Raw genomic sequence first — 25110 nt, 5'->3', positions numbered from 1 at the left:
GGTGGTGCCGCGGGACCGGATCAGAAGGTCAGCTTGAAGCTGTTGATCCGGCCGGTGTCGCCCGCGTAGACGTCCTGGACCTTGAGCTTCCAGGTCCCGTTGGCCGCCACCGCCGAGGCGTTGACGGTGTACGTCGTCTGGACGTTGTCCGCGGAGTCGCTGCTGGAGGAGTTCTTCAGCCGGTAGGTCGTGCCGTTCGGCGCGACCAGGTCGATGACCAGGTCACCGCGGTAGGTGTGGGTGATGTCCACGCCGACCTTGAGGGCGCTGGGCGCGTTGCCCGTACGGCCGGTGACGTTGACCGAGCTGGTGACGGCCGCACCGCGGTCCGGAATGGCCACGGCGGTGGTGTTCTCGAAGACCGTGCCACCGGGGTCGGTGCCGCCGCCGGGGCGCGAGCCGACGTTGATGCCGGCCCAGGCGTCGGCCACGGCCTTGTACTCGGCGCTCGTGGTGCCGTACAGCTCACCGGCCGCCGCGAGGGTGCCCGTGCGGGCGCCCGCGTAGTTCGTGGTGGAGTTGAACTTCGTGGTGAGCGCCTTGAACCAGATCTTCTCGGCCTTGTCGCGGCCGATGCCGGTCACCGGCAGGCCGTCGGAGGTCGGGGAGTCGTAGTTGACGCCGTTGATGGTCTTGGCGCCGCTGCCCTCCGAGAGGAGGTAGAAGAAGTGGTTGGCCGGACCCGACGAGTAGTGCACGTCGACGTTGCCGATGCCCGAGTACCAGGCGTCCTTGGACGCGCCGTCACGGCTCGGCTTGTCCTGGTAGCGCAGCGGGGTGCCGTCGCCGTTGATGTCGATCTTCTCACCGATGAGGTAGTCGCCCTTGTCGGTGGCGTTGTTCGCGTAGAACTCCACGGCGGTGGCGAAGATGTCGCTGGTCGCCTCGTTGAGGCCGCCGGACTCACCGCTGTAGACCAGGCCGGCGGTGTTGGAGGTGACACCGTGGCTCATCTCGTGGGCCGCGACGTCCAGCGAGGTCAGCGGGTTGGCGTTGCCGCTGCCGTCACCGTACGTCATGCAGAAGCAGCTGTCGTCCCAGAAGGCGTTGACGTAGTTGTTGCCGTAGTGGACGCGGGAGTACGCGCCGACGCCGTCGCCCCGGATGCCGGTCCGGCCGTGCACGTTCTTGTAGTAGTCCCAGGTCTCGGCCGCACCGTAGTGGGCGTCGGCCGCCGCGGTCTCCGCGTTCTGGGGGGTCCCGTCGCCCCAGACGTCGTCGGAGCCGGAGAACAGGGTGCCCGTCCCGGAGGTGCCGTGGTTCAGGTTGTACGTCTTGTGGTTGCCGCGGCCGGTGTCGGTCAGCGTGTACGAGGGAGCGGTGCCCAGGGTGACCTGGCCGCTGTACTCGGTGTTGCCGACGCCGTTCTCGATGGCCTGCCACTCGAAGAGCTTGGCGCCGGTGGTGGCGTCCGTGACCACGTGCAGGGCGTTCGGGGTGCCGTCCTCCTGGAGCCCGCCGACCACGGTCTCGTAGGCGAGCTGCGGCTTGCCGGAGGCCATCCAGACGACCTTGCGGGGCGCCTTGTCGGCCACGGCCTTGTCCGAGCCCGCCGCCTTGGCCGCACCGAGCGCCTGCTTCGTGGCCACCGCCGGAGCGACGTCCGCGGCCGTGTCGACGGCCTTCAGCTGCGCGGTGGTGGCCTTCGACGCCTTGATGACGCTCTGGGTCGTGCCGGCCTTCGACTCCTGGACGACCAGGTCGCCGCCGAGTACCGGAAGCCCGCTGAAGGTGCGCTCGTAACGCGTGTGCGTAGTGCCGTCGTTGTCCTGGATGACATCCCGGACGACGAGCTTCTCCTGGGAGCCGAGACCGAGCTCCTTGGCGGTGGCCGCGGTACCCGCGGACGCCTGGCGGATCAGCTCGGCACGCTGCGACGGCGAGAGCTGCTTGGGCAGTGCGCCCGGGTTCTCCTTGGAGGAGGCGGCGGCGGCCTTGGCCGTGCCGGCACCGGGGGTGGCCGTGGCCGTCCCGGTCTGGACTCCTACGGCGAGGAGTGCTGCTGCGGTTATCAGAGCGCCGGTCGCGGTGGTACGACGGCTGTGCGTGGATCTCACGCGGACTCCTTCTGCGAGGGGGGTACCGGCGGCTGGGTGAGCCGTCCGGGCAGAGCAAGCAGTGCGCAGAACGGGGTGAAGAGTGTCAGCAGAGAGCGGCCTCTGTCAGGACCGCGTCAACAAGTTGGCCGGAATTCGTCCGTTGCCGGAATGGTCATGTTCGTTAAGCGGACGTTTCGCCGATCTTCACCGCGACGCCGTTGAGACCCTTTGAAGGCCGAATGTGCAGAGGACGTGCAGGGTGAGTACGAAGTCACCGTGTTCGAAAAGAGTGTGAAGAACCGGAGAGTGACCACCTGGCGAGACGGAGGTGAACTGTGGCTCGTTCCGCGCCATTCGGTGGGGTGCGGAGGGCGCGGCGGACGGGCCCGTGAGCCGGGTCCGTCCGCCGCGGTGTCAGGCCAGGCTCTCGCGCCAGGCGCGGTGCAGACCGGCGAACCGGCCGGTGCCGCCGATCAGGTCGGCCGGGGCGCCGTCCTCCACGATGCGGCCGTGCTCCATCACCAGGACCCGGTCCGCGATCTCCACGGTCGACAGCCGGTGGGCGATCACCACCGCCGTGCGGCCGTGCAGCACGGTGTCCATCGCCCGCTGCACCGCCCGCTCGCCCGGGATGTCCAGCGAACTCGTCGCCTCGTCCAGGATCAGGACCGCCGGATCGGCGAGCAGGGCCCTGGCGAACGCGACCAGTTGGCGCTGGCCGGCCGAGATCCGGCCGCCCCGCTTGCGCACGTCCGTGTCGTACCCCTCGGGCAGACCGGCGATGAAGTCGTGTGCGCCGATCGCCCTGGCCGCCTGTTCGATCTCCTCGCGGCTCGCGTCCGGGCGGCCGATCGCGATGTTCTCCGCGACCGTGCCCGAGAACAGGAACGCCTCCTGCGTCACCATGACGACCCCGCGCCGCAGCTCGGGGGTGGCCAGATCACGCAGGTCGACGCCGTCCAGCAGAATCCGGCCCTCGCTCGGGTCGTAGAACCGGGCCAGCAGCTTGGCCAGCGTCGACTTGCCCGCGCCCGTCGAACCGACCACGGCGACCGTCCGGCCCGCGCGCAGCGTCAGATCGAAGCGGGGCAGCACCTCGCCGCCCGTGCGGTAGGCGAAGCCCACCGAGTCGAAGACCACCTCGCGGCCCCGGTGTCCGCCCCGCAGCGCGGGCAGCTCCCGGGGCTCCAGCGGCTCGGGCACCGTGGGCGTCTGCGCCAGCAGCCCGGCGATCTTGTGCAGGGAGGCCGCTGCCGACTGATAGGAGTTCAGGAACATGCTCAGCCGGTCGATGGGGTCGTAGAGCCGCCGCAGATACAGGACCACCGCGGCCAGCACCCCGAGCGCCAGGCTGCCGGACGCGACGCGGTAGGCACCCCACAGCACGATGCCGGCCACGGCGGTGTTGGCGACCAGCCGGGACCCGACGACATAACGCGCGTTCTCCAGCATCGCGTCGCCGTTCGTGCGCCGGTGCCGCTCGTTCAGCTCCCGGAACGCCTCGTCGTTGACGGGCTCGCGGCGGAAGGCCCGCACGGGACGGATCCCGTTCATCGTCTCCGCGAACTTCACGATGACCGCCGCGATCGCCGTCGACCGGGCCGCGAAGATCACTCCGGCCCGCCGCTGGTAGAGCCGTACCAGCAGATACAGCGGTACGAAGGAGAGCACCGCGACCGCTCCGGTGCCGAGGTCCAGCCAGAGGAGCATCAGCGAGATGGAGACGAAGGAGAGGACGACCCCGATCAGTTCCTGGAGGCCCTCGCTGAGCAGCTCCCGCAGCGACTCCACATCCGTGGTGGAGCGTGAGATGAGCCGCCCGGAGGTGTACCGCTCGTGGAAGTCCACGCTGAGCGACTGCGCGTGGCGGAAGATCCGGCCGCGCAGATCGAGCAGCACGTCCTGGTTGACCCGGGTGGAAGTCCGGATGAAGGCGTACTGCATGGCGCCGGCGCCGGCCGAGCAGAGGGCGTAGCCCAGGGCCACGGCGATCAGCGGCCCGTAGTCCTCGTCCCGGAACGCGGGCACCCCGCTGTCGATGGCGTAGGCCACGAGCAACGGCCCCGCCTGCACCGCCGCCTGCTGGATCAGCAGGAACAGCGCCGCGGCCGTCACCCGGGCGCGCATCGGCCGCAGCAGGGAGGCGAGCAGGTCGCGCGTGGCGCCGCGCGGAGCGGGCAGGTCGTCGCGGTCGAAGGCCCCGCCCGCGGGCTCCTGTGGTGCGCCCGGGGAAGGGGCCCCGTCCGCCGCTGCCGCGGCCGGTCCGGCCCCCTGCTCGTCCCGGTCGCCGCCGCCCGGTTCCGCCGGGCGTCCGGTCGTGGTGCTCGTCATCGGGTGCTGCCCTCCTCGACCGGGGCGTGCGTGCCCAGGACTCCGTCGTCCGCCGCGCGGTCCCCGTCGGCCGGGAGGTCCGCGCCCGACATCAGCCAGGCGTACTCGGCGTTGTCGCGCAGCAGTTCGTGATGGGTGCCGACCGCGCTGATCCGGCCCCCGGACAGCAGGGCGACCCGGTCCGCCAGCATCACGGTGGACGGCCGGTGGGCGACCACGATCGCCGTGGTGTCCTCCAGCACGCGGCGCAGGGCCGCCTCGACCAGCGTCTCGGTGTGCACGTCCAGCGCGGAGAGCGGGTCGTCGAGCACCAGGAAGCGAGGCCGCCCGACGACGGCCCTGGCCAGTGCCAGGCGCTGGCGCTGACCGCCCGACAGACTCAGCCCCTGCTCCCCGACCTGGGTGTCGATCCCGCGCGGCAGGTCGTGGACGAAGTCGGCCTGGGCGACCGACAACGCCCGGCGCAGCTCCTCCTCACCCGCACCGTCCGCGCCCATCAGCACGTTCTCCCCGATGCTCGCCGAGAAGAGCGTCGGGTCCTCGAAAGCCACCGACACCAGCTCCCGCAGCCGTTCGCGCGGCATGGCGGTGATGTCCTCGCCGTCCAGCGTGATCCGGCCCGCCGTGGTGTCGTACAGCCGGGGTACGAGCGAGGTGAGCGTGGTCTTGCCGGAGCCCGTGGCCCCGACCAGGGCCATCGTCTCGCCGGGCCGGATGCGCAGATCGATCCGGGCCAGGACCGGCGGGGAGCCCTCCTCCGCGTCCGGGTAGCGGAACTCGACGCCCTCGAAGACCATGCCGCCGGGGCCGGGGTCCGCGCCCTTCGGGCCGGGTCCCGGGACCGCCGCCTCCTGTGTCTCCTCCGCCACGTCCATCACCTCGAAGAACCGCTCGGTCGCGGTCGCCGACTCCTGGCTCATCGCCAGCAGGAAGCCGATCGACTCGACAGGCCACCGCAGCGCCAGCGCCGTCGAGAGGAAGGCGACGAGGGTGCCCGCCGACAGTCCGCCGTCGGCGACCTGGACCGTGCCGAGCACCAGTGCCGCCCCGATCGCCAGCTCGGGGAGCGTCGTGATGAGGGCCCAGATGGCCGCGAGCAGCCGTCCCTTGCCCAGCTCCGTGCCGCGCAGCCGCAGCGCCAGCGCGCGGAAGGCGTGGGCCTGGCTGCGGTGCCGGCCGAAGCCCTTGACGATGCGGATGCCGAGCACGCTCTCCTCGACCACCGTCGTCAGATCGCCGACCTGGTCCTGGGCCCTGCGCGCCACCACCGAGTACTTCGTCTCGAAGACGGAACAGATGATCACCAGCGGGACGACGGGGGCCAGCAGGATCAGGCCGAGCGTCCACTCCTGGACCAGCAGGATCACGAAACCCACCAGGATCGTGGTGGCGTTGACCAGCAGGAAGGTCAGCGGGAACGCCAGGAACATCCGCAGCAGCATCAGGTCCGTCGTCCCGCGCGACAGCAGCTGGCCCGACGGCCAGCGGTCGTGGAAGGCCGCCGGCAGCCGTTGCAGATGGCGGTAGAGATCGGCCCGCATCGAGGCCTCGACACCGGCCAGCGGACGCGCCACCAGCCAGCGCCGCAGCCCGAACAGCCCCGCCTCCGCGACCCCCAGGAGCAGCAGGTACAGCGCGCCGAGCCAGACCCCGCCCGGGTCCTGACGGGCGACCGGGCCGTCCACGATCCACTTCAGTACGAGGGGGATCACCAGACCGAGACACGAGGCCACCACCGCGACCAGGGCAGCGCCGGCCAGGCGGTTCCGTACCGGCTTCACATACGGCCACAGCCGCAGCAGGGAGCGTGCGACGGACCGGTCCTTGGGCTCTGCATGTTTTTCGGGCATCAGGGGCGAGCCTACGGTTCACCACTGACATCGCTCACGTGGTTTTCCTCCGCCGGCCACCGGAGTCGTAACCCCCCATCAGCCGATCGGCTGATGCCGGTTCGAGCGCGATGGCGCACACGCGACCGGCCATCTGCTCAAGGACGCGCCGCGCGAGGAGCTGTTCACCGCGGTGCGCGCCGCCGCCGAGGGCCGGACCGTTCTGTCACCGGCCGTCGCCTCCCGGCTCGTCTCGGCCGTCCGTGCGCCCGCCGCACCGGGCAACGAGACGCTGTCCGCGCGCGAGCGCGAGGTGCTGGCGCTCGTCGCCAGGGGGACATCGAACCGGGAGATCGCCGCCGAGCTGTTCATCAGCGAGGCCACGGTGAAGACCCATCTCACCCATATGTTCGCCAAATTGGGCGCCAAGGACCGGGCCGCCGTCGCCGTCGGGTACGAGCGGGGCATCCTCGGCTGAGCCCCGGGCTCACTCCCGTACCCGCAGCAGCAGCACCGACCGCGCCGGGACCGTCAGTTCGGCGCCGCCCCGGTGGACCGTGCCCGGCGCCTCGGACTGGTCCTCCCGCGAGGTGTCCAGGACCAGTTCGTACCCCTGCGCCCACGGCGGTCCCGGCAGCAGGAAGGCCGCCGGGCGGTCCCCGGCGTGCAGCACCGCAAGGAAGCTGTCGTCGGTCACCTGCTCGCCGCGCGCGTCCCGGCCCGGGATGTCGCGGCCGGAGAGGTAGAGCCCGACCGTCGCCGCCGGCGCGTACCAGTCCTCCTCCGTCATCTCCGCCCCCTGCCGGGTGAACCACGCCAGGTCCCGCAGCCCGTCCGGGGCCTGCGCCCGGCCGGAGAAGAACGCCCGGCGGCGCAGCACCGGATGGCGGTGGCGCAGCTCCAGCACCCGGGCCGTCAGCTCGGTCAGCGCCCGCCACCGCGGCTGCTCCAGGAGCGACCAGTCCAGCCAGCTGACCTCGTTGTCCTGGCAGTAGGCGTTGTTGTTGCCGCCCTGGGTGCGGCCCATCTCGTCGCCCGCGACGAGCATCGGAACCCCGGTCGACAGCAGCAGGGTGGTCAGCAGATTGCGCAGCTGGCGGCGGCGCAGCGCGTTGACCCCGGGGTCGTCGCTCTCGCCCTCGGCGCCGCAGTTCCAGGAGCGGTTGTCCGAGGTGCCGTCCCGGTTGCCCTCCTCGTTGGCCTCGTTGTGCTTGTGCTCGTAGCTCACCAGGTCGCGCAGGGTGAAGCCGTCGTGCGCGGTGACGAAGTTGACCGAGGCGTACGGGCGGCGCCCGCCCCAGGCGTACAGGTCGCTCGATCCGGTCAGCCGGTAGCCGAGGTCCCGTACGTCGGGCAGGGCGCCGCGCCAGAAGTCCCGCACGGCGTCGCGGTAGCGGTCGTTCCACTCGGTCCACAGCGGCGGGAACGCGCCCACCTGGTAGCCGCCGTTGCCGACGTCCCACGGCTCCGCGATCAGCTTCACCCGGCGCAGCACCGGGTCCTGGGCGATCACCGCGAGGAACGGCGAGAGCATGTCCACGTCGTGCATCGAGCGGGCGAGCGCCGCCGCCAGGTCGAAGCGGAAGCCGTCGACGCCCATCTCGGTCACCCAGTAGCGCAGCGAGTCGGTGATCAGCCGCAGCACCTGGGGCTGGACCACGTGCAGGGTGTTGCCGCAGCCCGTGTAGTCGGCGTACCGGCGGGCGTCGGACTGGAGCCGGTAGTAGCCGCGGTTGTCGATGCCGCGCAGTGAGAGCATCGGGCCCAGCTCGCCCGCCTCCGCCGTGTGGTTGTAGACGACGTCGAGGATCACCTCGATCCCGGCGTCGTGCAGTGCCCGGACCATCCGCTTGAACTCGCCGACCTGCTGGCCCGCCGTGCCGCTCGCGGAGTACCCGGCGTGCGGGGCGAAGTAGCCGATGGAGTTGTAGCCCCAGTAGTTGCGCAGCCCACGCCGCAGCAGATGGTCCTCGTGGGCGAACTGGTGCACCGGCAGCAGCTCCACCGCCGTCACCCCGAGGTGCTTGAGATGCGCGATCGCCGCCGGGTGGGCGAGCCCGGCGTACGTGCCCCGCAGCTCCTCGGGGATGCCGGGGTGGCGCTTGGTGAAGCCGCGCACATGCAGTTCGTAGATGACGGAGTCGGCCCACGGCGTCTTGGGCCGCCGGTCCTCGGCCCAGTCGTCGTCGTCGTGGACGACGACCCCCTTGGGCACGTACGGAGCGGAGTCCCGTTCGTCGCGGACGGTGTCGGCGACCTGCTGCTGGGGCCAGTCCCTCACATGGCCGTACACCTCGGCCGGAAGGGTGAAATCGCCGTCGACGGCCCGGGCGTACGGATCGAGCAGCAGCTTCGCCGCGTTCCACCGGGCGCCCGTCCACGGGTCCCAGCGGCCGTGCACCCGGTAGCCGTAGCGCCGGCCGGGCCGCACCCCGGGGACGAAGCCGTGCCAGATCTCATGGGTCAGCTCGGTCAGCGGGAGGCGGGTCTCGGTGCCGTCCTCGTCGAAGAGGCAGAGGTCGACGGCCTCCGCCCCGCCCGCCCAGAGCGCGAAGTTGGTGCCCGCGACCCCGTCCGGGCCCACTCTGAAGCGGGCGCCGAGCGGCATCGGCGCCCCGGGCCAGACGACGGGCCGGCGCTGCCCGGGGCCGGCGGCGAGCCGCTCCGCCTCCGTCCCGGCCGGTGTCGTATCCGTCTTCGGCACTGTCTCCTGCTCGGCTGCGCTCGACACCTGCTCGCCTCCCGCGGCTCGTGGGACCGGCACCGAAAGGGGGGCGCGCGGCGTCCCGGCCGCGGCTCCCCGAGTGTGGTCGTCCCCTCTGTTCTGCCCACGACGGGGCCCGCACTCACGTTTCCCCCGGCCCGCCCCGTCGTTGGGGGGAACGTGAATCACGTTGCGAAGAAGACAGGGGCGAGCGGAGCCACCGTGCCGGCCCGGTCGGGACTGCTCGCGGTCCTGGCCGTACTGGCTGTTCTGACCGGCTGCTCGGGTACGGATTCGATCATCGGCGGGAAGCCGAGGTCGCCGCAGGAGGCGATCCGGGTCACCCCGCGGGACGGCGCCGACGACGTCGGGGCGGACGACCGGGTGGAGGTGCGGGTCCCCGACGGGCGGCTGGAGAGCGTCCGGGTGACCCGGATCGAGGACGCGCAGAAGCAGGAGGTGCGGGGCCTGATCGCGAAGGACGGCCGCTCCTGGAGCCCGCAGGGCGAGGCGGGCCGGCTCGGGCTCGCCGCCAAGTACAGCGTCGACGCGGTGGCCGTGGACGGATCCGGGCACCGATCGGCCCGGCACACCACCTTCACCACGGCGGTCCCCGAGCACCGCTTCATCGGCTACTTCAAGCCGGAGAACCGCTCGACCGTCGGCACCGGCATGATCGTCTCCTTCGAGTTCAACCGCCCGGTGACCCGTCGGGCGGCGGTGGAGCGCGCCATCCGGATCACCTCCGACCCGGCGGTCGAGGTGGCGGGCCACTGGTTCGGCAAGGACCGGCTGGACTTCCGCCCGGCCGCCTACTGGGCGCCGGGCACCGAGGTCACCGTCGAGGTCGGGCTGCGCGATGTCGAGGGCGCGGAGGGGGTGTACGGCAGCCAGCGCAAGACCGTCAGGTTCACCGTGGGCCGGGAGCAGGTGTCCCGGGTGGACGCGGCCGCGCACACGATGGAGGTGCGTCAGGACGGCCGGCTGGTCTCCACGGTCCCGATCACCGCGGGGTCCCCGACGACGACCACGTACAACGGGAGGATGGTCGTCAGCGAGATGCACGACGTGACGCGGATGGACGGCCGGACGGTCGGCTTCGGCGGCGAGTACGACATCAAGGACGTCCCGCACGCGATCCGGCTGACCAAGTCCGGGACCTTCCTGCACGGCAACTACTGGTCCGACGAGTCCGTCTTCGGCTCGCAGAACGTCAGCCACGGCTGCATCGGGCTGCGCGACGTACAGGGCGGCAGCGGCGCCACCCCGGCCGGCTGGTTCTTCGACCGGACGCTGATCGGGGACGTGGTGGAGGTCGTCAACTCCGAGGACAAGCGGGTCGCCCCGGACAACGGACTGAGCGGCTGGAACCTGAACTGGAGCCAGTGGAAGGCGGGCTCGGCCCTTCGCTGAGCGCCCGCCGCGGTCCTGGGACGACTTGGGACTGAACGGTGACATTCGTGAGGAGATCTGCCCGCAGTCGGTGTGATTATCTTTTTGCTGAGCGCGCATGTGCAGCGCGCGGGGGTAGGAGCCTGCAGGCTCCCAGGGCCTTGGCGGGACCAGGCCGTGTGAGGGGAGACGACCACATTGAACGGGCAGCCGATATCGGGGGCATCGGCCGGGGCGGGCGGCAGGCGGCGTGGCCGTGCGGCCACGGGTCTGCCGGCCCTGGCGTTGGGTGCGCTGCTGATGCTGGTGACGGCATGCGGCGGGGGAGACACCGACGGCGGGAACAAGGACGGCAAGGCCGGGGGAGCCAGGGCGGAGGACACCAGCGCCTCGCAGGCGGTGGTGAACGTCGCGCCCAAGGACGGGTCCGACTCGGTCGCCACGAGCGGGGCGCTGAAGATCTCGGCGGAGCGCGGGAAGCTCTCCACGGTCAAGGTCTCGGACCCCAAGGGGGCCGAGGTCGAGGGGGAGATCGCGGCGGACGGCACGAGCTGGGAGCCGGACCAGCATCTGGCCTCGGCCACCAAGTACAAGGTCCACGCGGTCGCCAAGGACGCGAACGGACGTGAGTCCGCCAAGGACACCACCTTCACCACGCTGGTCCCGAAGAACACCTTCATCGGCCAGTACACGCCGGAGGACGGCTCGACCGTCGGCGTCGGCATGCCCGTCTCCATCCACTTCACCCGGGGCATCACCGACCCCGAGGCCGTGGAGAAGGCCATCAAGGTGACGGCCGAGCCCGCCGTCCCGGTCGAGGGCCACTGGTTCGGCAACGACCGGCTGGACTTCCGCCCCGAGAACTACTGGGCCGCGGGCACCAAGGTGACCGTGAAGCTCAACCTGGACGGTGTCGAGGGACGCCCCGGCGTCTACGGCAAGCAGGCCAAGACGGTGTCCTTCACCATAGGCCGGCGCCAGGTCAGCACCGTCGACGCGAAGTCGCACCGGATGAAGGTCGTCCGCGACGGCAAGCAGATCAAGGACATACCGATCTCGGCGGGCGCCCCGGCCACCACCACCTACAACGGCCAGATGGTCATCAGCGAGAAGCTGCGGGTGACCCGGATGAACGGGGACACCGTCGGCTTCGGCGGTGAGTACGACATCAAGGACGTCCCGCACGCGATGCGGCTGTCCACGTCGGGCACCTTCATCCACGGCAACTACTGGGGCGGCTCCGGCATCTTCGGGACCACCAACACCAGCCACGGCTGCGTCGGCATGCGCGACGTGCGCGGCGGCGGCGACTCGGGCACTCCGGCGGCCTGGTTCTTCAACAGCTCGCTCATCGGTGACGTCGTGATCGTGAAGAACTCCCACGACAAGACGATCCAGCCGGACAACGGCCTCAACGGCTGGAACATGTCCTGGTCGGAGTGGACCAAGTAGGACCTGCCGTACGAAGCCGGTACGGAGCCGGTACGAACCTCGGTACGGGCAGAGGGGCCCGGTGCTGTGACCAACGGCACCGGGCCCCGTCGTGTGAGCGCCGGTTAACCTGCCTCGCATGACCGTAACCCTCGAAGTAAGCGGCGGCGTCGGCACGATCCGGCTGGCGCGCCCGCCGATGAACGCCCTGGACGTCGCGACCCAGGACCGGCTGCGCGAGCTCGCCGAAGAGGCGTCCGGGCGTGACGACGTGCGTGCCGTGGTGCTCTACGGCGGCGAGAAGGTGTTCGCGGCCGGCGCGGACATCAAGGAGATGCAGGCGATGGACCACGCGGCGATGGTCGTGCGGTCCAAGGCGCTCCAGGACTCCTTCACCGCGGTGGCCAGGATCCCCAAGCCCGTCGTCGCCGCCGTCACCGGCTACGCGCTCGGCGGCGGCTGCGAGCTGGCCCTCTGTGCCGACTTCCGGATCGCCGGCGACAACGCCAAGCTGGGCCAGCCCGAGATCATGCTCGGCCTCATCCCGGGCGCGGGCGGCACTCAGCGGCTCGCCCGGCTGGTGGGCCCCGCCAAGGCCAAGGACCTCATCTTCACCGGCCGCCATGTGAAGGCCGAGGAGGCGCTGTCCATGGGGCTGGTGGACCGGGTGGTGCCCGCCGCCGAGGTGTACGAGCAGGCGCGCGCCTGGGCCGCCGCGCTGGCGAAGGGCCCGGCGCTCGCGCTGCGCGCCGCCAAGGAGGCCGTGGACGCCGGGCTGGAGACGGACCTCGACACGGGTCTCACGATCGAGCGGACCTGGTTCGCCGGGCTGTTCGCCACGGAGGACCGCGAGCGCGGAATGCGCAGCTTTGTGGAAGAGGGACCGGGCAAGGCCAAATTCCTCTGACCGAACGCCAGTTGGGAACGGATCAAGGCCCGTTCATCCATGCGGGCGGATTAGCTGGGCCTTAAGGCAACCTTAAGGCCCAGCTCGGCCCCCTCGGCGTCGAACCCCGCGAAAGGTGATATCGGTGCAGGTCAGCCGGTGTGCGTAGGTAGACATTCTGTCAATGGCATATGCCGGATGCCCTCTACGGAGTGTCTGATTCCGGGTCAGGATTCCCTCGGAACGGCCCCGGGGGGCCGTTCTTGCAGCCATGATGGTGTCCATGGCGGGCCTGGAGGGTGTGGAGCAGCCGCGACAGCGCAGCAGCGCGACAGCGGCACGGAGGGTGCCTACCGTCGAGGACGAACAAGCGTTCAAGGCGCTGGAGTTGTTCGGAAATCCGACGGAGGACGAGGTCCGGCTACCCTCCCGCCCGGAGTCCGCGGCCACCGCCCGCCGGCTCACCTCGTGCGTGGTGCTGCACCACTGGGCGCTCTCCGCGCAGACCGCCGAACACGCCGTCCTGCTCGTGTCCGAACTGGTCGGCAACGCGGTGCGGCACACCGGGGCCCGGGTCTTCGGGCTGCGGATGCTGCGCCGCCGCGGCTGGATCAGGATCGAGGTGCGCGACCCCTCGCGCGGGCTGCCCTGCCTCATGCCGGTCCAGGCGATGGACATCAGCGGGCGCGGCCTCTTCCTCGTGGACAAGCTCTCCGACCGGTGGGGCGTGGACCTCTTACCGCGCGGCAAGACCACCTGGTTCGAGATGCGCATCTCCGACCGCTGAATCCCCGGGGGCCCGGCCGCCGGCTCCGCCGGACGCACAGAAGCCCCCGGACCGGCCGTTGTGCGGCGGCTGCGGGGGCTTCTGTGGGAGGCCGTGAAATGGGGGGTGTGTTCACGGCCGCTTGTGACGACCTGGCCCGGGTCAATGGGGGTCGTGTCCCCGACTATGACAGACGGACGACTCCATCGCCAAAGCGGCATAGCGACCATACATGAACATATATGGACATTTTTGCGATGAATCACAGGTGTGCTGAGTCACTTGCCTGTAAATCAACGAGGATCCACCGCCCCGTGCGGCTGATTCATTGATCGTCCAGCATGTGGTCCGGGTGAGCCCCCACGACCCGCTGGGGCCGCCGACGCTGCCAATGGGTATCTTCGCGACATTTCGCCCCTACTGTTCTGCCCATGAACGTCTCCGACGCACCGGTGCACCGCCGAGGCGCCCTGCGCGCCGGAGCCGCGGCCGCCCTCGCCGCCGCTCTCACCGCCGGCTGCGGGGAGCAGGACACCGCCGGGACGTCGGGCAGCACCCTCACCCACGCGGCACCGGGCAAGCCGCCGCCACGGCCACCGGCGCGCACGCCCCCGCACCCGCCCCGCGCAGGTTCCCCGGGCAGCCGGTGCAGATCACGAACGGCCCCCGCGACCGGGCCCGGGTCGCGCTCACCTTCCACGGCCAGGGCGACCCCGCCATCGCCCGCACCGTGCTGGCCGAGGCGGAACGCGCCCGGGCCCGGGTCACCGTCCTCGCCGTCGGCAGCTGGCTCGACGAGCACCCCGAGATGGCCCGCCGGATCCTCGACGGCGGCCACGACCTCGGCAACCACACCCAGCGCCACCTGGACATCTCCTCGATGGACGAGGCGCGGGCGTATGCGGAGATCACCGGCTGCGCCCAGCGGCTGCGCCGGCTCACCGGCTCCATCGGCACCTGGTTCCGGCCCTCGCGCACCCAGTACGCCACGCCTCTCGTCCAGCGGCTCGCCGTCCGGGCGGGCTACCCGCACGTCCTCTCGTACGACGTGGACTCCCTCGACTTCACCTCGCCCGGCGCCGCGGCCGTCACCCGCAAGGTGGCCGGGGAGATCCGCAACGGATCGGTGGTGAGCATGCACTTCGGCTACGCGGACACGGTCGCCGCGCTGCCCCTCCTCCTCACCGAACTCGACCGCCGCGGACTGCGTGCGGTGACGACCACGGAGCTGCTGACGTGATGCTTCCCTCCACCGCACGCACCGCGACCCTGCTCGGGGGTGTCCTGCTCGCCGCGCTCACCGCCTGCGGCACCCCCGCCGGCCCGGCCGCGGACACCGGCGCCACCGAGGCGGCCGCTCCGCCCGCTCGGCCCAAGCACCTCACCCCGCCCGCGCCGCCAGGGCTGGCCGGGATGCCGCCGGTGCTCGACCCGAAGAACGTGTACGCGGCGGACGCCCCCGGAAAGCTGTCGCCCGCCGTCAAGGGCTTCCCCGACCGGGTCTACGTGCCCAACACCAACTCCAACACGGTGTCGGTGATCGACCCCGCCACGTACAAGGTCATCGAGACCATCCCGGTCGGGCGGCAGCCGCAGCACGTGGTGCCGTCCTGGGACCTGAAGACGCTCTGGGTCAACAACGACCTCGGCGACAGCCTCACCCCGATCGACCCGGCGACCGGGAAGCCGGGGAAGACGGTGGACGTCTCCGACCCGTACAACCTCTACTTCACGCCCAACGGCAAGTACGCCGTGGTGATGGCCTCGATGGACCGCGAGCTGGTCTTCCGGGACGCGCACACCATGAAGAAGGCCAAGACCGTCCCGGTCAGCTGCGCGGGCGTCAACCACGCGGACTTCTCGGCCGACGGGCGGTACTTCATCGTCTCCTGCGAGTTCTCCGGCGAACTCCTCAAGGTCGACACCGAGAAGATGAAGATCGTCGGCCAGCAGAAGCTGCCGTTCCAGGGCGCCATGCCGCAGGACGTGAAGCTGTCGCCCGACGGCGGCACGTTCTACATCGCGGACATGATGGCGAACGGCATGTGGGTGCTGGACGGGGAGAAGTTCACCACCCCGAAGCTGCTGCCCACGGGCAAGGGCTGCCACGGCCTCTACGTCAGCCGCGACGCCAAGCAGATGTACATCTCCAACCGGGGCGAGGGCTCCGTCTCCGTCTTCGACTTCGCGCGGAAGAAGCTGGCGAAGAAGTGGCACCTGCCGAACGGCGGCAGCCCGGACATGGGCGGCGTCTCCACGGACGGCAAGGTGCTGTGGCTGTCGGGCCGTTACAACGCCGAGGTGTACGCGATCGACACCGCCACCGGCAAGCAGCTGGCCCGCATCCCCGTCGGCAGCGGACCGCACGGACTCGCCGTCTACCCCCAGCCCGGCCGCTACTCGCTCGGCCACACCGGCGTCTTCCGCTGACCGGGCCCCTGCGGTGGCCGGCGTTCCGTCCACGACCGACGACCGGCCGCCTCCGAGGCCGTCCCCGCTGCCCGTTAATCTGACTTCCGTCAGACAGGCATACGAAGGGGCGGAACAGTGGCGGACATCGAGTCGGCGCGCAAGGCATTCGAGCGGTTCGACCTCAACGGCGACGGACTGATCACGGCTGCCGAGTACAAGAGCGCCATGGCTCAGCTGGGTGACCCCTATGTCACCGAGCCGGTCGCGCAGGCCGTGATCAACTCGCACGACGCGAACGGGGACGGGCTCCTCACGTTCGACGAGTTCTGGGCCGCGCAGAACAAGGGCTGACGCCCGCGCCGCCCCCGGCCCGGCACGGGCCGGGGGGCCGCCGGCGGCGTCAGGGAGCGGCCGGGGCGGCGGGCTCGGCGGCGGGCTCCTCCGTACGGAAGGCCTCGTCCGGCGTCGCCACCGGGCGGAACACGTCGTGCAGCCGCCCCGCCCGCAGCACCCGCAGCGTCCTCGGGCTGCCGCAGACGAGCCAGAACCGCCCGTCGCGGTCCAGCGCACGCCGCCGCGCCCGCTGGAGCAGGGTGAGCCCCGAGCAGTCGAGGAAGCTCACCTCCGTCAGATCGACCACCACATGCGGTGAGCCGTCCGAGGTCGCGACGTCCAGGGCCGGGGTGATCAGGGCGGCGGTGGCGATGTCGATCTCGTTGCGCAGGGCCACCACCGTGCGCCCCTCCCTGCGGTACACCCGGCCGCACGGCTCGGGCAGGGGGACCAGCGCGGGGGATGCCGGGGGGCACGGCGTCTCGGTCAAGGTGCCTCTCCTCGCAGTGGGCGGCGGTGGTGACGTTCGGTGAAGCCAACCCCAGGGTCCGCCCGGCGGGGGTGCAGAAACGTTCGCGCTTTCCCCAATACCCCCTTCCGGGTGAACGTCCGGTACTCCATTGGACTTCGGGGGGCGCGTTGTGTGTTTGTCGGTCCATCGGTCGGCAGGCCGGCCGGAATGCCGGTCAGGAGGGGGTGGGGTGTTGTCCACGTCGGATGCCGCGCCGGTCCGGCGGCGGTCCGTCCCGGCCGTGCTCGCCGCGGCCGCCGCCTGGGTGCCCGCAGTGGCGACCGCCCTGCTGGGCGCGGGCGTGGCCACCCACGGCACCGGTGAACTGCGCATCCCCGGCGCGGGAACCGCCACCCTGCTGCGGTCCGTGCTCTTCGGGGCGCTCGCCGTGCACGCCGGCGCACTCGCGGCCGCCGTGCTGGCCCGCCCGGTGCCCGGCCGCCCGGACGCGGCCCCGCGCGGCTGGGGCACCGCCGCCTCCGTCACCGGGGCCCTCGCGGCGGCGGGCCAGATCGTCCGGCTGGCCCGGGTCAGCGACCTCGGCATCGTCGAGACGTACGGCACGCGCGAGGGCGGGCTGCTCCTGCTCATCGCCAACGGCTTCGTCCTGGCCGCCCTCTGCGCCGCGAGCAGGCGTCCGGGCCTGGCCGCCCTGCCGCTCGCCCTGGTCATCGGCGCCGAGGCGCTGCGCGCGCACCCCGAGGCGTACAGCCCGCTGGCGGGCGCCGCGCTCACCGTCGTCCATCTGACCGCCGCCTCGCTGTGGACCGGCACTCTTCTGCACGTCCTGCGCACCGCGCGGCTGTGGCGGGAGGCACCGGCCGCCGCCCGAGCCCTGCTCGGCCGCTACGCCCGCCTCGCCGCCTGGCTGTACGCGGCGCTCGCGGTCACCGGCACCTGCAGCGCCCTGCGCCGGCTGCCCGCCGACACGGTCCTGACCTCGGCGTACGGGCGCACCCTGCTGGCGAAGCTGGTACTGGTGGCCGTGGTGAGCGCGCTGGCGCTGGCGGCGCGGCGGCGGCTGGCGCGGGATCCCGACCCCGGCGCCGCCCACCGGCCGGCCCGCCGCGAGGCGGTCGCCCTGGTGGCGGTCGTGGTGGTGTCGGCCGTGCTGACCGTCGTCCCCGACCCGCACTGGCTCAGCACCCGCTGACCGCGCGCCGCCGGCGGTACGGCGGCCAGCCGCGCAGCTCGTCGTCGCGCGGGGCGCGCACCAGCTCGGGGGCGCCGGGGCCGAACCGCATCACCGGCCGCGAGGCGTCCCAGGCGGGCCAGCCCGGATCACCGGACGCGGCGAACCGTACCCACGCCGCGTGCATCGCGTCGGCCAGCTCCTGCGGGGCGTCGGGCCCCGCCAGCGCCACCGCGTCCGGTCCCCCCAGGGTGTCGAAGACGAAGCCGATCTCCAGCCCGTGGCAGGCGCCGAGCCCCAGGACGGGGGAGCGCCAGCCGAATTCGTAGAGGCGCGTGGTGCCGGAGGCTCCGGCGCGGGCGTCGGCCAGCCGGTTCAGCGGCACCCGGAGCAGCAGGTCGGTGGCGAGCGCGCCGAGCAGTTCGCCGGGCGTGGCCCCGGGGCGGTTGGCGCGGTACGTGCGGGCCGTGGCGCCCGGTACCCCGGCCTTCAGCCGGGCCAGCCGCAGTTTCGTGCGCGAGAGCCGTTCGGTCAGTCCGCTGGGGACGAACCAGAGGCGGTACTCCTCGGTGGTGGAGCCCATCAGCAGATCGACCCCGGACGCGGCTCCGCCGCGCAGCGCCTCGGCCGGGTCGCGGGGCAGCAGTTCGCCGTCCACCACGATCCGGAAGGAGTTCCCGCCGGTCAGCGGGGAGCCGCCGGCGGTCACCTCGGTCTGGGCGGCCAGCAGCGCGGCGGGGTCCACGGACGCGAGATCCCGGGCCGTCGCCGCGACCCCGAGCCGCTTCGCGATCAGCGCGGTCGTCCGGCGGCCCGCCGCCACGGAGACCGCGTCCGGCGCCCCGCTCTGCAGCACCGCCCGCCGGAACAGCCCCCGGGCGCGCGGCGCGGCGAGCAGGGCCGCGATGCAGACGGCGCCCGCCGACTCCCCGCACACCGTCACCCGGTCCGGATCGCCGCCGAACGCCGCGATGTTGTCCCGCACCCAGCCCAGAGCCGCGAGCTGGTCGAGGAGCCCCCGGTTGGCGGGCGCGTCCGGGAGCACCCCGAACCCCTCGACGCCCAGGCGGTAGTTGACCGACACGAGCACCACCCCGTCGCGGGCGAACGCCGTCCCGTCGTACACGCCCACCGCCGAGGAGCCGTGCAGCAGGGAGCCGCCGTGGATCCAGACCAGGACGGGCAGTCCGGTGCGGGCGGGCGAGGGCGTCCACACATTGAGGTTGAGGCAGTCCTCGCCGGGCACCTCGGGGTCGGGCAGCAGCCGGTCCAGCGGCGGGGCGTAGGGGCGCTTGGGCGCGGTCGGGCCGAAGGCGACGGCCTCCCGCACCCCGGTCCAGCGCTCCGGCGGCTCCGGCGCCCGGAACCGGCGTGCGCCCACCGGCGCGGCCGCGTACGGAATGCCGCGGAAGACCGCGACTCCCCGCTCGTACGCGCCCCGGACGGTGCCGTGGACGGTCTCGGCGCGCGGGGCGGTCCCCTCGGAGCGGGGCCCGGACCGGTCGGGGCCGGCGGGGCCGGGCGCGGATATCGGCGGGGGTGCGCTCATGAGGTGTTCCGGCCCTTCCGCGGTCGTCGGGGGTGTCCACCAGCACAGCACGGCCGGGAGCGCCCGGCCATTCGTGCGGGCGCGGGCTTTCTGGCGGGTGCGGCCGGCAGGGGCCACTTCAGGCGGGACGGGAATCCGGCCGTCGGTGGGGTGCTCCCGGGCCGTCGGCCCTTCCGGGCGAGAAACGTCCGGAAATCGCCGGTGTGGGCCGGCGGCGGGAGGCCCGTCGGCCGGGGCGGGCACGGCCGGGGGCTCCCGGCCGTGCCGTGCGCCCCCGTCAGGCGGCGAAGTTGCGGGACATGGAACCCTCGTCGTCGATCTCCACCAGGTCGGGGCGGGTGTAGCGCTCCGCCCGTGCGTGGTAGTCGAAGTCACCGCGCACGAGCCCCCGGTAGTCCTGGACGCAGCGCTCCAGCGCGACGCGCGGCGGGCCCTCGATCCCCGCCGCCTCCAGTTCCTCGACGAGTTCCTTCTCCGCCCGCTGCACCCGGTCGGCTATCCGGCCCAGCAGGATCCCGGCCTCGTCCACCGCCTCCTGGAGCGTGCCGCCCCGGTCGCGCTGGATCAGCCGGACGGTGTTGTGCTCGTAACCGAGCACGGCTTCCTTCTCGAAGGAGCAGATGTCGTTGCAGAGCCCCGAATGATCGGCCACCGCATTGCGCAGGGCGATATACGCGGGAAGGCTGCGGGCGGATTCCGGGAGGCTGATTCCGGCGGTGATCTCGTGCAGGTCGAGGAACGGCTGCATCGCGACGGAATCGCGGCGGTGCTTCACGAAATCGGCGGTGGTCGGCACATGCCCGGCCGCCCGGTCGACGGCCTCCGCGTAGTACGTCCACAGCCAGGCGGCCGTGTCGCGCCGGAACTGCCGCACCCAGCTCGCGGGCCGGTCCGTGCAGGTCCGCACCAGCAGTTCGTCCAGCGCGTGCTCCATCGGGCCCACGGGGGCACGGGCGCCGTCCAGCACGTCGACCAGCCGGCCGATCGCGCTCTCGCAGAGCCGGGGGTCGCGGCCGGCCGGCCCGTCGTCGAACTCGTCGTCGACGAGGAAGGCCCAGAACAGCCACTGGCAGAACAGGTCCAGATGCTTCTGCGACGCCTCGGGGAATATCAGGGATATCCAGAGCTCGGGGCGGGTCCTGACCATTTTCTTCCGGGCCACGGGGGACAGGACGAGATCGCTCGCCGCCGCCCATTCCCAGGCCGCCTGTTTGGTCTTCTCAACTCCCGGATTACATCCCGCACTTTCGAACGGCATGTGGAATTCTGGAAGCGCGATCTTGCTCATGGTGCACCTCGTCTGAACGGTAAGAACAGGGAAGGGGGATGCGCGAGGCGGATCCGCGCACGCACGGGCCGGGCGGGTGAGCGGTGGGCGGGGAACTGCCGGTCGGCGCTCCGGCAGGGCCGTGCCGTCGGGGGCCGCTGTCCGCGCCGGTGCGACAGAGGGGGGTGCGGTGACGAGCAGGCCGCGACGGGCGCCGCGGCCATGGATCAGGGCCGGCGGGGCGGATGGCCGCTGCGGGGGATCCGGGTCGCTCTCCTGGCACCGGGACCGGGCCGGACGGCCGGATCCCGCCGGGAGTGCGTCACGGGAGGGGCGGCTGTCATCGCTGTCCTCTTTCCTCCGCAGGGACCGGGCCGCCGCAGCGCGGCCCCGGGCAGCGGACCGCCTGACGTGCGCGGCGGTCGCGTCACCACTCGTCACGACCAGTGAACTCCCCGTACGCGAGGGAGGGAAGTCGCCCGTGACCGAAAATGTGTGATCGCCATGAACGCCTGCTCGGTTATGAGCAGTTGAGGTACTCCTGTGGCGAAGAGGCGATCAGGCTCCGAACGAACATATGGCCGATTCGGCTGTACGCGGGGTGAGGTCAGCGGGGCAGCGAGCGGAGCCAGTCCGTCAGCAGCCGACCGACCTCGTCGGGCCGCTCCTGCTGGATCCAGTGGCCGCAGCCGTCCAGGATGTGCGAGGCGCTCAGCCCGGGGAGCGTCGTCGGGTACGCCTCGATCGCCGGGGCCAGCCAGGTGGTGGAGGCGTCGAGCGAGCCGCCGGCGAACAGCGAGGGCTGGGTGACGGGTGCCCCGTCGAAGGCGGCGAGGTCCTCCCAGTCCCGGTCCATGTTGCGGTAGCGGTTGAGCGCGCCGCTCAGCCCCGTACGCTCGAACTCGCCCGCGTAGAAGTCGAGTTCCCGCTCGCCGAGCCAGCCGGGGCGGCCCTCGGGGAAGCGCTCGCGCAGGGGTGCGCCAAGGCCGGCGAAGTGCGGGTCGGGGGCGTCGGGCCCCGGCATGGTGTCGGCGGAGAACGCCGCGTAGAAGCCCGCGAGCCAGCCGCGCACATCCGGCTCGATCTCCGCCTCGGCCCGGCCCGGCTCCTGGAAGCGGGAGACGTAGAACTCCTCGCCGCCGCCCATCCCCGCGAAGATCTCGCTGGGCCGAGGACCCCCGCGCGGGGCGTACGGCACGCTCAGCAGCCCCACCGCGCGGAACACATCGGGCCGCAGCAGCGCGGAGTCCGCCGCGATCGTCGCGCCCCAGTCGTGACCGACGACCACCGCGTCGCCCGCACCGAGCGCGCGCACCACGGCGACGTTGTCCTCGACCAGTTCCGTCATCCGGTACGCGGCCACGTCCCCGGGCCGGGAGGAACGGCCGTAGCCGCGCACATCGATGGCCGTCGCCCGGAACCCGGCGGCGGCGAGCACGGGCAGCTGGTGGCGCCAGGAGTACCAGGACTCCGGGAATCCGTGCACCAGCAGCACCAGCGGCCCGCTGCCCTGCTCGACCACATGGACGCGGCCGGCCGGGGAGGGCACCAGCCGGTGCGTGGGGCCGGGGGAGAGGTCGGACGGCTGGGGCATGATTCCTCCACGGCTGTCGGCCGGAGCCTGTCCGTATCGGGCCCCGGCACCGGCCACGATCATGGGATGCCCGCCGCGTCCGCCGCGAGTCCTGTTGCCGCTCCGGCAAAAGAGGCGGCGCGCCTCAGCACTCGATGATGTTCACCGCGAGCCCGCCCCGGGCCGTCTCCTTGTACTTGACGCTCATGTCGGCGCCCGTCTCCTTCATCGTCTTGATGACCTTGTCGAGGGAGACCTTGTGGCTGCCGTCGCCGCGCAGTGCCATCTTCGCGGCGGTGACCGCCTTGACCGCCGCCATGCCGTTGCGCTCGATGCACGGGATCTGGACGAGCCCGCCGACCGGGTCGCAGGTCAGGCCGAGGTTGTGCTCCATGCCGATCTCGGCGGCGTTCTCGACCTGCTCGGGCGTGCCGCCCAGGACCTCGGCGAGGGCGCCCGCCGCCATGGAGCAGGCGGAGCCGACCTCGCCCTGGCAGCCGACCTCGGCGCCGGAGATGGAGGCGTTCTCCTTGAAGAGCATGCCGATGGCGCCGGCGGCCAGCAGGAAGCGGACGATGCTGTCGTCCTTCTCCGCCTCGGTGGCGCCGCCGGCCGCGAAGTTCATGTAGTAGTGCAGCACGGCCGGGATGATGCCCGCGGCGCCGTTCGTCGGGGCGGTGACCACCCGGCCGCCCGCGGCGTTCTCCTCGTTGACCGCCATCGCGTAGAGGGTGATCCACTCCATCGCGAGGACCTGCGGGTCGCCCTCGGCGCGCAGCTGGCGGGCGGTGTTCGCGGCGCGGCGGCGGACCTTGAGACCGCCGGGCAGGATGCCCTCGCGGGACATGCCGCGCGAGACGCACGCCTGCATGGCGCGCCAGATGTCCAGCAGCCCGGAGCGGATCTCCTCCTCGGTGCGCCAGGCGCGCTCGTTCTCCAGCATCAGGGAGGAGATCGACAGGCCGGTGTCGCGGGCGAGGCGCAGCAGCTCGTCGCCGGTGCGGAAGGGGTACTTCAGGACCGTGTCGTCGAGCACGATCCGGTCCTCGCCCACGGCGTCCTCGTCGACCACGAAGCCGCCGCCGACGGAGTAGTACGTCTTCTCCAGGAGCGGGGCGCCCTCGGCGTCGTACGCGAAGACGGTCATGCCGTTGGCGTGGTATGGCAGCGCCTTGCGGCGGTGCAGGATCAGCTGCTCGTCGGCGTCGAAGGCGATCTCGTGCATGCCGAGGAGGTTGATCCGCCCGGTGGAGCGGATGGCCTCGACGCGGTCGTCGGCCGTCTCGACGTCGACGGTACGGGGGGACTCGCCCTCCAGGCCGAGCAGGACGGCCTTGGGGGTGCCGTGCCCGTGTCCGGTGGCGCCGAGCGAGCCGTACAGCTCGGCGCGTATCGAGGCGGTGTGGGCGAGCAGGCCCTCGTTCTTCAGCCGGCGCGCGAACATACGGGCGGCGCGCATCGGGCCGACCGTATGGGAGCTGGACGGGCCGATGCCGATCGAGAACAGGTCGAAGACCGAGATGGCCACGGGTGACTCCTAAGGGTTGGTAGACGCCGTTGTCTGCCGGGTGGTGCGGGACGGGCCGGATCGCGGCCCGGAGAGCGGGGGCAAGGGATGGGGCACCGCGCTCACTGTTCAGTGTGCGCGGTGCCCCTCCCCGATACGCAAACGTGCCGGTCGGACTACTTGAGACCGGGGTACAGCGGGAACTTCTCGGCGAGCGCGGCGACGCGGGCCTTCAGGTCGTCCGCGTCGTAGGACGGCTTGAGGGCGGACGCGATGATCTCCGCGACCTCGGTGAAGTCCTCCGTCCGGAAACCGCGCGTGGCCAGTGCCGGCGTGCCGATCCGCAGACCCGAGGTGACCATCGGCGGGCGCGGGTCGTTCGGGATGGCGTTCCGGTTGACCGTGATGCCCAGCTCGTGCAGCCGGTCCTCGGCCTGCTGGCCGTCCAGCTCGGAGTTGCGCAGGTCGACGAGGACCAGGTGCACGTCCGTACCGCCGGACAGCACGGAGACGCCCACCTCGGTGACGTCCGGCTGCACCAGACGCTCGGCGAGGATGCGGGCGCCGTCCAGGGTGCGCTGCTGGCGCTCCTTGAACTCCTCGGTCGCCGCGACCTTGAACGAGACCGCCTTGGCCGCGATCACGTGCTCCAGCGGACCGCCCTGCTGGCCCGGGAAGACCGCCGAGTTGATCTTCTTGGCGAGCTCCTGGGTGGAGAGGATCACACCGCCGCGCGGACCGCCGAGGGTCTTGTGCGTGGTGGTGGTGACGACGTGGGCGTGCGGCACCGGGTTGGGGTGCAGGCCCGCGGCGACCAGACCGGCGAAGTGCGCCATGTCGACCATCAGGTACGCGCCGACCTCGTCCGCGATGCGGCGGAAGGCGGCGAAGTCCAGCTGACGGGGGTAGGCGGACCAGCCGGCCACGATGAGCTTCGGCTTGGACTCCTTGGCCAGGCGCTCCACCTCGGCCATGTCCACGACGCCGGTGTCGTCGACGTGGTACGGGACCACGTTGTAGAGCTTGCCGGAGAAGTTGATCTTCATGCCGTGGGTCAGGTGACCGCCGTGCGCCAGGTTCAGGCCCATGATCGTGTCGCCCGGCTTGAGCAGCGCGAACATCGCGGCGGCGTTGGCCTGCGCACCCGAGTGCGGCTGGACGTTCGCGGCCTCGGCGCCGAAGAGCGCCTTGATGCGGTCGATCGCGATCTGCTCGACCACGTCGACGTGCTCGCAGCCGCCGTAGTAGCGGCGGCCGGGGTAGCCCTCGGCGTACTTGTTGGTCAGGACGGAGCCCTGGGCCTCCATGACGGCGACCGGAGCGAAGTTCTCCGAGGCGATCATCTCGAGGGTGGACTGCTGACGGTGGAGCTCGGCGTCGACGGCGGCGGCGACGTCCGGGTCCAGCTCGTGGAGGGAGGAGTTGAGAAGCGACATCAGGTGGTCCCT

Annotated in this window: 18 protein-coding genes and 1 pseudogene; 9 read left to right on the top strand and 10 right to left on the bottom strand. The window is 71.9% G+C overall.

The genetic code is table 11. From position 1 onward, the window contains the following. Window positions 1–20 precede the first annotated feature (20 nt). The 3 genes from RLT58_RS10620 to RLT58_RS10610 form a co-directional block, all read right to left on the bottom strand. Window positions 21–2057: a M4 family metallopeptidase gene (locus RLT58_RS10620; RefSeq protein ID WP_311310148.1), complete on the bottom strand. Its 2037-nt coding sequence runs from the start codon at window positions 2055–2057 to the stop codon at window positions 21–23. Between the two features lie 396 nt (window positions 2058–2453). Further along, entirely contained in the window at window positions 2454–4370 is a 1917-nt protein-coding gene (locus RLT58_RS10615; RefSeq protein WP_311310147.1) for an ABC transporter ATP-binding protein, read from the bottom strand. Next, window positions 4367–6220, bottom strand: a complete 1854-nt coding sequence (locus RLT58_RS10610; protein WP_311310146.1) for an ABC transporter ATP-binding protein — start codon at window positions 6218–6220, stop codon at window positions 4367–4369. Before RLT58_RS10610 ends, RLT58_RS10615 begins: the two co-directional genes overlap by 4 nt. A 115-nt stretch (window positions 6221–6335) precedes the next feature. Between RLT58_RS10610 and RLT58_RS10605 the strand changes: the two are divergent. Beyond that, window positions 6336–6677 (top strand): annotated as a pseudogene (locus RLT58_RS10605) (LuxR C-terminal-related transcriptional regulator); the annotation flags it as partial. A gap of 9 nt (window positions 6678–6686) precedes the next feature. Here the strand turns inward: RLT58_RS10605 and glgX are convergent. Continuing rightward, window positions 6687–8930, bottom strand: coding sequence for a glycogen debranching protein GlgX (gene glgX, locus RLT58_RS10600; protein ID WP_311310145.1), 2244 nt, complete (start codon window positions 8928–8930; stop codon window positions 6687–6689). A gap of 153 nt (window positions 8931–9083) precedes the next feature. On the opposite strand from glgX, the gene RLT58_RS10595 reads away from it, so the two are divergent. The 7 genes from RLT58_RS10595 to RLT58_RS10565 all read left to right on the top strand — a co-directional run bounded on the left by RLT58_RS10595 (window position 9084) and on the right by RLT58_RS10565 (window position 16141). Next, on the top strand, window positions 9084–10316 hold the full coding sequence (locus tag RLT58_RS10595; protein WP_399131282.1) for a L,D-transpeptidase: 1233 nt from the start codon (window positions 9084–9086) through the stop codon (window positions 10314–10316). A 177-nt stretch (window positions 10317–10493) separates the two neighbouring features. Next, window positions 10494–11747 (top strand): L,D-transpeptidase, encoded by a 1254-nt coding sequence (locus tag RLT58_RS10590; protein ID WP_311310143.1) that lies wholly within the window; start codon window positions 10494–10496, stop codon window positions 11745–11747. Window positions 11748–11865: 118 nt separating this feature from the next. Continuing rightward, entirely contained in the window at window positions 11866–12633 is a 768-nt protein-coding gene (locus tag RLT58_RS10585) for an enoyl-CoA hydratase/isomerase family protein (RefSeq protein ID WP_311310142.1), read from the top strand. Window positions 12634–12883: 250 nt separating this feature from the next. Further along, window positions 12884–13399, top strand: a complete 516-nt coding sequence (locus RLT58_RS10580) for an ATP-binding protein (RefSeq protein ID WP_311310141.1) — start codon at window positions 12884–12886, stop codon at window positions 13397–13399. Between the two features lie 625 nt (window positions 13400–14024). Then, complete coding sequence (locus RLT58_RS10575; RefSeq protein ID WP_311310140.1) at window positions 14025–14618, top strand: polysaccharide deacetylase family protein; 594 nt, start codon at window positions 14025–14027, stop codon at window positions 14616–14618. Continuing rightward, window positions 14618–15808, top strand: coding sequence for a YncE family protein (locus RLT58_RS10570; protein WP_311314473.1), 1191 nt, complete (start codon window positions 14618–14620; stop codon window positions 15806–15808). Before RLT58_RS10575 ends, RLT58_RS10570 begins: the two co-directional genes overlap by 1 nt. Window positions 15809–15925: 117 nt before the next feature. Further along, window positions 15926–16141 (top strand): EF-hand domain-containing protein, encoded by a 216-nt coding sequence (locus tag RLT58_RS10565; RefSeq protein ID WP_311310139.1) that lies wholly within the window; start codon window positions 15926–15928, stop codon window positions 16139–16141. Window positions 16142–16190: 49 nt separating this feature from the next. Here RLT58_RS10565 and RLT58_RS10560 read toward each other — a convergent pair whose 3' ends face one another. Then, complete coding sequence (locus tag RLT58_RS10560; RefSeq protein ID WP_311310138.1) at window positions 16191–16613, bottom strand: STAS domain-containing protein; 423 nt, start codon at window positions 16611–16613, stop codon at window positions 16191–16193. A 211-nt stretch (window positions 16614–16824) separates the two neighbouring features. Between RLT58_RS10560 and RLT58_RS10555 the strand changes: the two genes are divergently transcribed. Continuing rightward, on the top strand, window positions 16825–17787 hold the full coding sequence (locus tag RLT58_RS10555) for a CopD family protein (RefSeq protein WP_399131278.1): 963 nt from the start codon (window positions 16825–16827) through the stop codon (window positions 17785–17787). Here the strand turns inward: RLT58_RS10555 and RLT58_RS10550 are convergent. From RLT58_RS10550 to glyA, 5 genes are all read right to left on the bottom strand, one after another. Further along, window positions 17774–19315 (bottom strand): carboxylesterase/lipase family protein, encoded by a 1542-nt coding sequence (locus RLT58_RS10550; RefSeq protein ID WP_311310137.1) that lies wholly within the window; start codon window positions 19313–19315, stop codon window positions 17774–17776. The two genes, RLT58_RS10555 and RLT58_RS10550, sit on opposite strands and share 14 nt — an antisense overlap. Before the next feature lie 277 nt (window positions 19316–19592). Continuing rightward, window positions 19593–20573, bottom strand: a complete 981-nt coding sequence (locus RLT58_RS10545) for a terpene synthase family protein (protein ID WP_311314471.1) — start codon at window positions 20571–20573, stop codon at window positions 19593–19595. Between the two features lie 616 nt (window positions 20574–21189). Then, a complete protein-coding gene (locus RLT58_RS10540; RefSeq protein WP_311310136.1) occupies window positions 21190–22176 on the bottom strand; it encodes an alpha/beta fold hydrolase in 987 nt (328 codons plus the stop codon). Window positions 22177–22300: 124 nt separating this feature from the next. Beyond that, complete coding sequence (locus tag RLT58_RS10535; RefSeq protein WP_311310135.1) at window positions 22301–23683, bottom strand: L-serine ammonia-lyase; 1383 nt, start codon at window positions 23681–23683, stop codon at window positions 22301–22303. A 155-nt stretch (window positions 23684–23838) separates the two neighbouring features. After that, on the bottom strand, window positions 23839–25098 hold the full coding sequence (gene glyA / locus RLT58_RS10530; RefSeq protein WP_311310134.1) for a serine hydroxymethyltransferase: 1260 nt from the start codon (window positions 25096–25098) through the stop codon (window positions 23839–23841). Between the last annotated feature and the right edge of the window lie 12 nt (window positions 25099–25110).

Source organism: Streptomyces sp. ITFR-16 (assembly GCF_031844705.1).
Lineage (GTDB): Bacteria > Actinomycetota > Actinomycetes > Streptomycetales > Streptomycetaceae > Streptomyces.
The sequence above is the reverse complement of the archived record's forward strand: the minus strand, read 5'-3'. Positions and strand labels throughout refer to the sequence as shown.

What these genes read in the sequence shown, in the direction of transcription:
- RLT58_RS10570 (WP_311314473.1), top strand. Translation starts at nt 14,618, where the DNA reads ATGCTTCCCTCCACCGCACGCACCGCGACCCTGCTCGGGGGTGTCCTG.
- glyA (WP_311310134.1), bottom strand. Translation starts at nt 25,098, where the DNA reads ATGTCGCTTCTCAACTCCTCCCTCCACGAGCTGGACCCGGACGTCGCC.
- RLT58_RS10610 (WP_311310146.1), bottom strand. Translation starts at nt 6,220, where the DNA reads ATGCCCGAAAAACATGCAGAGCCCAAGGACCGGTCCGTCGCACGCTCC.
- RLT58_RS10585 (WP_311310142.1), top strand. Translation starts at nt 11,866, where the DNA reads ATGACCGTAACCCTCGAAGTAAGCGGCGGCGTCGGCACGATCCGGCTG.
- RLT58_RS10615 (WP_311310147.1), bottom strand. Translation starts at nt 4,370, where the DNA reads ATGACGAGCACCACGACCGGACGCCCGGCGGAACCGGGCGGCGGCGAC.
- RLT58_RS10545 (WP_311314471.1), bottom strand. Translation starts at nt 20,573, where the DNA reads ATGCCGTTCGAAAGTGCGGGATGTAATCCGGGAGTTGAGAAGACCAAA.
- RLT58_RS10580 (WP_311310141.1), top strand. Translation starts at nt 12,884, where the DNA reads ATGATGGTGTCCATGGCGGGCCTGGAGGGTGTGGAGCAGCCGCGACAG.
- RLT58_RS10540 (WP_311310136.1), bottom strand. Translation starts at nt 22,176, where the DNA reads ATGCCCCAGCCGTCCGACCTCTCCCCCGGCCCCACGCACCGGCTGGTG.
- RLT58_RS10550 (WP_311310137.1), bottom strand. Translation starts at nt 19,315, where the DNA reads ATGAGCGCACCCCCGCCGATATCCGCGCCCGGCCCCGCCGGCCCCGAC.